The sequence below is a fragment of the Microcoleus asticus IPMA8 genome (assembly GCF_013179805.1).
In the GTDB taxonomy this organism is placed as follows: domain Bacteria; phylum Cyanobacteriota; class Cyanobacteriia; order Cyanobacteriales; family Microcoleaceae; genus Microcoleus; species Microcoleus asticus.
This window is the reverse complement of record NZ_SRRZ01000044.1, coordinates 40,750-50,743: the sequence shown is the minus strand read 5'-3', so window position 1 is coordinate 50,743 and position 9,994 is coordinate 40,750. Positions and strand designations below refer to the sequence as shown.

10 protein-coding genes are annotated in these 9,994 nt (G+C 48.1%); 3 read left to right on the top strand and 7 right to left on the bottom strand.

What is annotated here, in order from left to right; genetic code table 11:
* Positions 1-42: 42 nt before the first annotated feature.
* The 5 genes from E5S67_RS13750 to E5S67_RS13730 form a co-directional block, all read right to left on the bottom strand.
* Complete coding sequence (locus E5S67_RS13750; protein WP_246276777.1) at positions 43-414, bottom strand: PDDEXK family nuclease; 372 nt, start codon at positions 412-414, stop codon at positions 43-45.
* A 78-nt stretch (positions 415-492) separates the two neighbouring features.
* Positions 493-2,733: a phosphoketolase family protein gene (locus E5S67_RS13745; protein WP_172188051.1), complete on the bottom strand. Its 2,241-nt coding sequence runs from the start codon at positions 2,731-2,733 to the stop codon at positions 493-495.
* Between the two features lie 217 nt (positions 2,734-2,950).
* A complete protein-coding gene (locus E5S67_RS13740) occupies positions 2,951-4,174 on the bottom strand; it encodes a COP23 domain-containing protein (protein ID WP_172188049.1) in 1,224 nt (407 codons plus the stop codon).
* Between the two features lie 2 nt (positions 4,175-4,176).
* Positions 4,177-4,824: a S1 family peptidase gene (locus tag E5S67_RS13735; RefSeq protein WP_216670426.1), complete on the bottom strand. Its 648-nt coding sequence runs from the start codon at positions 4,822-4,824 to the stop codon at positions 4,177-4,179.
* 23 nt (positions 4,825-4,847) lie between these two features.
* The gene (locus tag E5S67_RS13730) at positions 4,848-5,414 is read right to left on the bottom strand and encodes a COP23 domain-containing protein (RefSeq protein WP_172187979.1); all 567 of its coding nucleotides are present in this window, start codon (positions 5,412-5,414) and stop codon (positions 4,848-4,850) included.
* 655 nt (positions 5,415-6,069) lie between these two features.
* Here E5S67_RS13730 and E5S67_RS13725 point away from each other — a divergent pair.
* Positions 6,070-6,675 carry a hypothetical protein gene (locus E5S67_RS13725; protein ID WP_172188047.1) on the top strand — a complete coding sequence of 202 codons (606 nt, stop codon included), beginning with the start codon at positions 6,070-6,072 and terminating at the stop codon, positions 6,673-6,675.
* 344 nt (positions 6,676-7,019) lie between these two features.
* Positions 7,020-8,396, top strand: coding sequence for a cytochrome P450 (locus tag E5S67_RS13720; protein WP_172188045.1), 1,377 nt, complete (start codon positions 7,020-7,022; stop codon positions 8,394-8,396).
* Here the strand turns inward: E5S67_RS13720 and E5S67_RS13715 are convergent.
* Positions 8,383-8,559: a hypothetical protein gene (locus E5S67_RS13715; RefSeq protein WP_172188043.1), complete on the bottom strand. Its 177-nt coding sequence runs from the start codon at positions 8,557-8,559 to the stop codon at positions 8,383-8,385. The genes E5S67_RS13720 and E5S67_RS13715 overlap by 14 nt on opposite strands.
* Positions 8,560-8,936: 377 nt before the next feature.
* A complete protein-coding gene (locus tag E5S67_RS13710) occupies positions 8,937-9,224 on the bottom strand; it encodes a hypothetical protein (RefSeq protein ID WP_172188041.1) in 288 nt (95 codons plus the stop codon).
* Positions 9,225-9,717: 493 nt separating this feature from the next.
* On the opposite strand from E5S67_RS13710, the gene E5S67_RS13705 reads away from it, so the two are divergent.
* Positions 9,718-9,978, top strand: coding sequence for a MoaD/ThiS family protein (locus tag E5S67_RS13705; RefSeq protein ID WP_172188039.1), 261 nt, complete (start codon positions 9,718-9,720; stop codon positions 9,976-9,978).
* Positions 9,979-9,994: the final 16 nt, after the last annotated feature.

Sequence of the window (9,994 nt, the reverse complement as noted above, 5' to 3'; positions counted from 1 at the left end):
TATGATTCAGGATGTCGCTCATGTTTCTGTCTCAAAAAAGCTTTACGATCTTCTTGTACCACAAAATGTTACTATTTTGGAGATGTCTATTGAATTTATATAATAAGACTCGTCTGGTTCAAAGGATACATCTCTTGCCCGGTCTCTGCGAGTTGCGCTTCCTACAGGAATATATTCAATTCCCATTTCACAAAAGTAGAGTTGTAGCAAAAAATTAAGAAGACAACTGATTGTCTCATGTGCTTCACCCAGTGTCATAAACTCGATCCACCCATCAAGATAAGTTATCCGCAAACCCGGAGAGTCGGCCATCAAAGATTCGACATCCTCAAATTGCTCCCAAGTATAATAACCGGGGAGAATCAATCGCTGTTCTGCAAGCGTACCTATTTCTTCTAAAATTTTTGCTCTCATAGGTATCACAATCCTACTTGAATATTACTAGCCCCTACCCAGCACAAACCAGGCAGGGGCATTAACTCACATTCTAACTTAATGAACTAGCTCGATCGCCCTTTTAGTCAACGCCTCAGCAGTCAACCCATTAAACGCCATCAACTGACCAGCACTAGCAGTAGTTTCCCCCCGCTTCCAAGCGAAAGTATCCCGCGGGCAATTGCTGCGGAGCATCACAGGTTCCAACATCCCAGAAGCACCGCCTGTCACGCCAATTAAGGCATCTCCGCCAAACATTTCGGCAAATTTCTCATCGCTCAAAAAGCCGCCGTCAGCTTCCGAACAAGTATCCCAAGCAACATCGCTAGCACGATACAAACGCCGAGGATTCACAACAGAAACAATCCGCACTCCAATGCCTTCTGTTTCCAAAAATGCCGCCGCTTCAAACACTGGCATTAACGTCATGTCGCCGACAACTGCAAACACAACTTTCTTGCTCCCCCCTTGATTGTGGGGAGCTTGCGGGGAATCGACTTCGTGCAGCACTATTGCACCGTCTTGCAAACCTTGGCGAGTCTGTTCAAAAGTAGTGCGAATTGGCAGTGGCGACTTGCTCGCAGTAATCACAACTCCCTTATTTCTAGCAGTCAAAGCCCACTCGTAACAAGCTTGAATGCTGTTAGCATCCGGTGGAAACAAAGGAAATACATTTCCGTTCCGCATCATCGCCGCAAAATAAGCCTCAATTTCCGGCCGCTGGTGCGTCCAACCGTTGCGGCCTTGTTCCAATGCACCCGCTGTAAATAAGGTGACAGTTGCCGGAGTTGGACGGCGCAATTCTGCCATTGCTTGGGTTACAGTTTGCCAAATTGGTAAACCGTTGATGGCAAAAGATTCGTAGGAACACCACAAACTCCGCGCTCCAAATAGCGATAAACCTACGGCTAAACCGGCGCAAGCATCTTCGCTCAAAGGTTCGTAAACTTGACCGTTTGGCGATTGATTGTACAGGTCATCTGTCGTCGGGTGAATAATCTTGAGAGCTTGGTTGATATTGGCAATTGCCGATGCTTCATTGCCGTCAGCATTAGTGACAATAAAAGTACGATCGCGCTCGCCAACTTTCCCCACCAAAACCCCCATTGCTGTTGTCGAAATCTTCGCTTCTCCCCCAACAGCAAATTCTTCCAAAGGCAATTCGCCTAAATCTGCCAGCGGCAATGTAAACTCAGTAACAACTGTTTTTGCCGCCGGCCCGCCGCCCGCACGCTCGCAATTTGTCCGTACCAACTCCCAAGCAGCAGCAGTCAAAGCGCGCTCTTTTAGAGCACTGACAATGTGCGGAGCATCCAGCGTATCTTTCGGATAAAGGTTGTGAGATTTTGCTCCGCGTGCGTGGACGCCGGCACCTTTCAACTGTTTGATAATAAACACAGTTAATTTGCCGCCGAGAGCAGATTTTGCCGCTTTGTCAACTCCTTGTAAAACAGCTTTGGTAAATGCCATCCGCTGTTTGAGCGAAAAAGCAGTGCTGTCAACATAATCTTCCGGTTGATTTTTATCGTCAAATTCCTTAGCATCAACTAAGATAACTTCTTCAAAACCATTGCCTTGCCAATAAGCAATCATTTCAGCATTAGTTTTAGTCGAAACCATGCTGTGATGTTCCTGAGAATATCCGTTCCAAACCAAGACAGGCAAAAAGTTAGTAATGCTGGGATAAGCAGTGTGGAAATGCGCCATGCTGCTCATCGGATAGGGTTCGCCCATACCGCCGTCGCCCATTGTGAAAGCAAACAGTTTTTCGCGGTGCAAAAGCGCTCCAGCCATTGCGAAATGCTGCCCTTGTCCGAGGGGGCCCGCCGGTGCTAAAAGGCCGGGAATGAAACCGGAAAGATGTCCTAACAAACCGTCTTTTTCTCGGAATTTATCGCGCACTTGCTGCACGTTAACAATTCCCATATCCTCCAAAGATCGATCGAGAAACATGGCACTGTAAAATCCCGGCGCGTGATGGCCGACTTCGGTGACAATGTTCTTGTGTCCGAGCATCACCAAAGCGGCATAAGCCTCAGCTTGGCTAGCAAAACCCCCCGGATGTCCCGATGCCTTGCTGGCGGTAACTTGCAGCGTCAGGTAGCGCAGGGCGTCTGCTCCCAGCATCGTTTGAAAGACGGCGACGGGATCGGCAGAATCGGCGATCGACTTGCTCCCCTCGGCGATCGCAGGTGCTTTTCCATAAGTCTCAAAACCAGGGACTGTTTCAGAAAAATATTGAATGCCTTCGCAAAAAGCGGGCGTTGTTGACGTTGCCTGCGGAGTAGTTGCTGTCATGCTTGATACCGGAAAAATTTGAATTGGATTAATGTAAGAGTAATTTTATAGCTTCCGTGTTCCAAAAAAGCATTAGTTCTATTATGTCAGTGATAAATAAGTAAAATCTCTCTATTTTTCAGCTAATAAATAGTTATTTGAGAACCCCGAATTATTAAAAAAGTCGGGGTTCTGTGTTTAGCCATTACTAATTCCTCTAAAACCTCAAATCGCAAATCTAAAATTGTTCCAGCCGTTCCCGGACATCAATATAAAGCACTGTACCGCTTTCAGAAAGAGAAGGCATAGCCTTTTGATTCCCCAACCAAACAAAAAAACTGCTAAGTGCAGGAGTTGGATCTTGATCGCGGCGCAGCGTGTAGATCAAACCCTCGCAAGGCCCATTAACGCGGCTAGTCGTGCAAATCGCTTTCTGGTTATTTACAATACCCACAGTGACATAATTTAGCTGTTTATTTCGGTTATAATTCTCAAGGCGCTGAGTCACTTGTTGGCAGCGAGTTAGAGGATCGTAGCCCGAACTAGAAAAGAAATTAGAATTCCAGCGAATCCAAGGCTCTCTGAACCCTTGCGGATTTTGATACACAGTCACCGGCTCGCCCGTTGAGGTATCGCACACAAATCCTCCATAAACCTGATTCGGTTGGTTTTGACCCGACGCGCTGCTGAGAGAAAGATTGCTAAGAATATCAAAGCCATTACGCTTATTTTGTGATACCAACGCCATAAAAGCATCGATTGGGATTGCCGCGTTCAACCCCGTTTTTATCTCCTCAATCTGACCGTTCCACTGACTCCTAATTGTGCCAACAGTATCCCCCTGACCGTGAATTCCTACCACCCTGCCATCAGCATCAAACACAGGCCCGCCGCTCATCCCGCGCCTGGTTACAGCTTGGTAGCGCAGACGGTACCCCGATGAGGCGCTGCCCAAGCGAGAAGAGATGATACCAGCAGTAAACTCAAGTTTTCGTTCAAATCCCGAAATTGGCAGCGGATAGCCAGAAACGTAAATAGCAGAACCGACAACAGCGCGTTCTGACTGGCCCATTGGTGCTACTGGATACTGTTCTCGGCTCTGAAACTGTATCAAAGCCAAGTCTATATCCCGGTCATTTTTCGGGAGTCGCTGTATTCTAATCGCAGCATAATCCTTCTCCAAATGAGTGCGAATGCTGTATTTTTGAGCGAGGCTTGCCACCACATGATTAGCTGTCAGAACAGTGTAAATATTACCCTGTTTGGCAATAATTACTCCCGATCCACTAGCAAAAAAACCCAGCGTGTTGTTGACTTCCACAGTTGTCAACATCGCTAGCTGGGCAATTTCTTCGGGTGTTTTGGCACAAGCAGCATATTGTTGGCTGACAACCGCAGCCACTGTTACTGCACCGGTCAAAATGATTGTCAGTGCGTCAAACCGCAAACCCCACGAATTCATCGCTAACTCCCTAGATCAGACGAGACGAACTGCAAATATATACTGATAGGAATTCCCCAACTGGATTTAACCATTTTTTCCAATAATTCCGTTGTCGGTTCACTTCCATCTTCAAAAGCATAGACTCCAAAATCTGGATCTCGATACTTACCTCGACCGTTAATCCCAACCAAGAAACCTTTGACATTAAAAATTGGGCCACCACTCATACCGATTTTAACCTCATTTGTATAACCCAAGCTATAACCTTGAGGCAAAGATTTGGGCAGCAGCAGTTCTACGACCCCCCCCGCTACAGCCAACACCTCAGCACCGGCAGGGAATCCGGCCGCCAGCAGCGGCTCTCCCACCGCTGCCGGCTCGGCGCTAATCGGTGCTACTTTATACTCGATCGCGCTGCGAAACTCAACGATCGCCAGATCGGTATCGCCCAGCCTCCTCGGAACTCCCAGCGGTTGGTGGAGGATGCCGTCGCCGGTGACAATTGTCCGATCGCCCCGGACGATCGCCACAACGTGCCAATTAGTAAGCACCGTATAGGTTTGCCCCTGCCGCCGGACGATCGTCCCCGAACCAAAAGATTTCCCCGTCTGGATGCGTACCGCTGTTTGACGCGCCAAGTTTTCCACATCCACCGCCGGAATTGGCAATGGGATTGAAAAATTGCCAATCTTTAAGGCAGTCCGGACGGCGGGAAAAAAAGGGGCAGTTCCGCCCCATCGGCAGTGTTTTCCCCTAGCTTTTCCCTGACATCAATGTAAGGAATTTTACTACTTTCAGCCACTGAGGGCATCCCGACCAGTCCTTGGCGCCAAGCCAACAAGTTATACAAAGAGCCGATCGGGTCTTGACCGGGCCTGAGTGTATAAATCAAATTTTGACACAGACCATTGATTTGATTGGCCGTGCAAATGACATTTTGACCGTTCATCTGACCCGCAGTAATGTACTTCAGCACCCGGTTGCGGCGATAGATTTCGAGGCGTTGACTCACTAATTGACACCGAGTTATCGGATTGTAGCCAGAACCGGAGAAATAATCGGAAGTCCACTCAATCCAAGGCTCTACGGCACCTTGAGGGTTTTGGTACACCGTCACCGGCGCACCGGTCGAGGTGCTGCACCAAAATCCACTTTCCCCGGGTGCAAGCAGACTGTAACTCGGTTGAGAAGCAACCGTCAGGCCGCTGAGGGCGATCGCTGTTGCCGCCACAACTTTTGTCAATAATTGCTGTTTCATAATGTTTTCACTCTTTTGGATGGGATGCGGCACAAAAATTCCCAAATGCTGCGATAACACCCTTGACGCGCCTGTTCATTACAGATCCGCTGACTTGGGAATTATGTTATTCGCGACTTGACCAGAAACCAAGTTTTTTTACGAAAACACTTCGTTGCAGCCCTTATGCTTGCTTAAAAAACCCGGTTTCTTCGGTCTTGATGCGTAAGTCCTGATATTGTTCGCGACTTGCGCATGACCTCTAACCGCCCCGAAGGGGAGCTTAAAATGCGCGCGCAAGTCTAAATTCTGTGCTCTTTCCTAGTAATCAAACTCAGGCTGCCGCAAACCGGAAAGAGGCTTTTCACCTCAGACATTGGGATGGCTCGAATTGCAACGGTACATCACACCACTGACAAGGTATTTGATATGACTTGCGATCGGCGTCGCTAGCTCGATCTGCTGAGATACGGAGACGGTAGGGTCGTACAAATGAAGGGTCTTACCCCTCTTACGTAATCTCACTCTCAAATAAAGGTATTAACAAGAACTCTTAACTTGTTTTCTTCTCCGTACTGCCAGAAATACTTCTAAGTGAGTGTAATCAGGAATTAAGTGCTTTCTACCACCAAAGTTCACCCTCCATACACTGACGTTTAGTAAAGTATTAAAAACTATGAACCGTATCTACAAACAGTTGGGGTATTTAGCAACTGGATTAATTCTGCTCGGCGCTAGCAGTTGTTCTAGCTCAGATGCAGCTAACTCGGCCGAAAACCAGAGCCAACCCCCAGCAAGCGCCCGTCAGTTCCTACACCTACAGCTAACGGGAAATCAAATTGAGTCTCGCTCAACTCAAGCACCTTCGCTCTCTAACTCTGTTGCCCCAGTTTTAGGCAGTTCGGTAGGAGCAGAGAATACTGTCACCATTAAGGTTTATAAGGTAGACAATCTGTGTCAAACTCTGAAGCCGGAAACAGTTACAGGCCCAGACAACCAGTTAATGTCATCGGCTGTTAATGAAGTGTTAAAGCAACAGGTTTTCGCTAGTCTTGGCTTGGTTGGTTATCGGCTCAGGATCGATCGCGACCTCGGAATAGCTACCGTGGATCTGCGAGCCTCGGGAAATTCCCGGCAGAAATTGCAAAATCTGTCTAGTTGTCAGATGTTAGGTTTGTTCGGGGGTGTGCGCCAAACTTTAACCAGTTACGATCCTTGGCAAATCAAAACTGTTCGTTTTACAGAGCTTGGAGAGGACATTTTGAGCACGGTTCGAGAATAATCTATTAAAATGATTGGAGATGGAACTTATACCATTTTCGATTGGCGATTTTCGATTGGCGATTGGCGATTTTCCCTTGGAAATGACCGCTCGCTATCCGGGTTAGAAGTTTCCGGCAGTTGCATTTTTTGGGAAACTCCTATTGCGCAATTTCCGGTTAAAAAGTGGAGTTCGGAGACTTTGAATAAACGTTCAAGGCCTGTTATTTGTGTCGATCGCGAGTTACGCACAAAAACTTCAGAAACCGGGTTTTTCTAACCAGGACAGCTCCCCAGGAGCGAGGTTTCTGGGCCCAAAAGTATTGATGTTCCCCAAGCCCTGTAACAAACAACACCGCAATTTCTATGACACTACCTGACGGCCCCAAAAACCCCCGCTTAGTCCAGCTAATTCAATGGATTGGCGATCCGCTGACATACATGGATCTATGTGCCAAAAATTACGGGGAGATTTTCACGACTCGATGGGGCAACCTCAAACCATTCGTCATGATCCACAACCCGCAAGCGATCCAGGAAATGCTCAACAGCAAAGCTTTTGACGCTCCAGGCGATATCAACGGTATTCTTAAACCCTTGCTGGGAGAACAATCCATGATTGTGATCTCTGGAGAAAAGCACAAACGCGATCGGCAATTATTAATGCCGCCCTTTCATGGGGAACGGATGCGGAATTACGGCAAACTAATTTGCGATATCGCTCAAGATGTTGCCAGCAAGTGGTCGGTCGATCGACCTTTTACGGCCCGCACCGCCATGCAAGAAATCACCATGCGGGTAATCTTGCAGGCTGTCTTCGGCCTGGATGACGGGCCGCGGTTGCAGCAACTGTCCCCGCTGCTAGCTGCGATTATCGATACGATCGGCTCTCCTTTGCGCTCGAGTATGCTGTTTCTAGACTGGATGCAGCAAGATTGGGGGCCCTGGAGTCCTTGGGGACGGATGAAACAGCAGCAGCGGAAAATTAACGAACTGATCGATGGCGAAATAGCAGAACGCAGACTGCAACCTGATGCCAACCGCACCGACATTCTCAGCTTAATGATGGCCGCGCGCGACGAAAACGGGCAACCGATGACGAATGAAGAATTGCGCGACGAGTTGATGACCCTGCTGTTTGCAGGCCACGAAACCACAGCAACGGCCCTAGCTTGGGCATTTTACTGGATTCACAGTTTGCCCTCGGTGCGCCAAAAGCTGCTGCAAGAATTGGACAGTTTGGGGGAAAATCTCGACCCGATGGAGCTTTCCCGCTTGCCTTATCTGAGTGCAGTTTGTCAGGAGACGCTGCGAATTTACCCGGTGGGAATGCTGACGTTTCCGCGAGTGGTACGATCGCCCGTGGAACTGATGGGACATCAACTCGAACCGGGTACGGTTGTTTTCGCCTCGATTTATTTGACCCACAGACGGGAGGATTTGTATCCAGAACCGCTGCAATTTAAACCGGAACGGTTTTTGGAGAGGCAATTCTCGCCTTACGAGTATCTGCCCTTTGGAGGCGGCTGCCGCCGCTGTATCGGCTTGGCGCTGGCGCAGTTGGAGATGAAACTGGTGCTGGCAACCATTTTGCGCGATTTCGACCTAGTATTGGCCGAGAAAAAGCCCGTACAGGCCAAACGCCGAGGGGTGACTTTAGGGCCTGCCGGCGGCGTGCGGATGGCCCTGCTGGGGCGGCGGATGCCGCAGCAGAAGCGTGAACCTGTTGCTAGTGGGGTTTAAAGTCGCAGCAGTTGCAGCGGGCGATCGAACTTTCAGCTTTGAGTGCAAACAATTTAGGGAGAATGTGCGATCGTCCGCCAATGCCGCGATTTTTTGTAGCACCGGCTACAGATAAATAGCTAGAATCCTTAACCTGTAACCCTCGCCCCCTCTCAATTTTCAAATTTTAACTCTAAAATAGTAGGAGCCTTGCAAACACAGCCTGAAAGCAAAAGTGGGTGATTGCAATAGTCCTCTTGATATCTCAAAAGCCTCCCTGCCATACTTTAAAAACATATGCATACCCTGTTATTCAGCAAGGTCGGAAGCGTGTTGGCATTGCCTGCAATCTTCCGGCCTCTTTATTTTTTGGGCTACTTCAGGCATTGGGTACAAGATGCAGAAGGCAAGGCAAAACTATAAATTCTCCCCATGTCCCCATCTGCCCCTCTCCCCAATCTAGAGCTTCTGCCTCTAATTGAAATAGCATCCGACACCAAGTTTAAGGAATCACTAAGGAATAATTAATAACTTCTTAAATGATCTCTTTCTGTGCTTCTCTCAATCTTCTGTTTTCAGAAATTCCGATACCGAGACAGACTTCGGGAGACTCTCCAGATCTTGAATTTCGCTTTCGTGGGCAAAAAACTCGACTTCTTTGTCGTCAATCTGGATCTGATAGCTAGCGGTAGCTGTCACAATCCGCCGCTTTTTTTTATCTTCTATTAAAACCCAACACACGACAGGTCTTACCCATCTTTCAACGTGCTGGCTTTGCTTCGTACTCCCAAATGCATACCAGCCTTTAGCTTCAATAATTTGAAGCACTTTAAAATCGTTACTTGCCATATATTTCTATCGCATTAACTTCAGTATTCTTCTTAGATATAACGGCTAGCTTGCTAAGCAGGGCAAAGGTTTGGCAATTCCAATCCGCACTAGACAGCCTGATTTTTAGGCAGGAGAAGCGGGTTGGCAGGGCCTTGTCTGCGTTGTTGCCTGCTAAATGTAGTGCGAGCTTTTTGTACTCTCCCACAATTACCGTAAAGTATCTATACCGCATCCTCAAAAAATATTCTCGCATTAGCCTCAACAGCAGCCAACTAGACCTTAGCTAGCTGCATCTAAGTGGATGCCAACTGCTTCTAACGCCTGGTTGTGAAAGCAATCTGCATACAATCTTGTTAAGACTTTTTGCTGCAATCAACTATCATCTTTACCCGATGGGGTAAAACTTAACTAGAGGTTGCCGCTTTCAATTCTAAGCCTCGGCGCGCCTAATTCCTAATTAATTGTATGGTGTAGTTGATAATTGCCAAACCGTCGATCGCACTAAACTACCGTGTCTGACTCTTCAATTACCATCACCGTTAAACTGTTCGCCGCCTTCGGTGAAGCCTACGGCGTTTCAGAACTTACATTAGAACTTCCTCCCGAAACCCCTGTGTCTCAAGTGCTCGAAAGCTCGATCGCCCAATACCCTCAATTAGAACAATGGCGCGATCGCACCCGCTTCGGCCTCAACCTGGAATTCGTCTCCCCCGACACCATCCTGCAAGACGGCGACGAAGTTGTCCTCATCCCTCCCGTCAGCGGCGGGTAGGCTAAGTTGGTCAATC

What these genes read in the sequence shown, in the direction of transcription:
- E5S67_RS13730 (WP_172187979.1), bottom strand. Translation starts at nt 5,414, where the DNA reads ATGAAACAGCAATTATTGACAAAAGTTGTGGCGGCAACAGCGATCGCC.
- E5S67_RS13725 (WP_172188047.1), top strand. Translation starts at nt 6,070, where the DNA reads ATGAACCGTATCTACAAACAGTTGGGGTATTTAGCAACTGGATTAATT.
- E5S67_RS13740 (WP_172188049.1), bottom strand. Translation starts at nt 4,174, where the DNA reads ATGAATTCGTGGGGTTTGCGGTTTGACGCACTGACAATCATTTTGACC.
- E5S67_RS13750 (WP_246276777.1), bottom strand. Translation starts at nt 414, where the DNA reads ATGAGAGCAAAAATTTTAGAAGAAATAGGTACGCTTGCAGAACAGCGA.
- E5S67_RS13710 (WP_172188041.1), bottom strand. Translation starts at nt 9,224, where the DNA reads ATGGCAAGTAACGATTTTAAAGTGCTTCAAATTATTGAAGCTAAAGGC.
- E5S67_RS13720 (WP_172188045.1), top strand. Translation starts at nt 7,020, where the DNA reads ATGACACTACCTGACGGCCCCAAAAACCCCCGCTTAGTCCAGCTAATT.
- E5S67_RS13745 (WP_172188051.1), bottom strand. Translation starts at nt 2,733, where the DNA reads ATGACAGCAACTACTCCGCAGGCAACGTCAACAACGCCCGCTTTTTGC.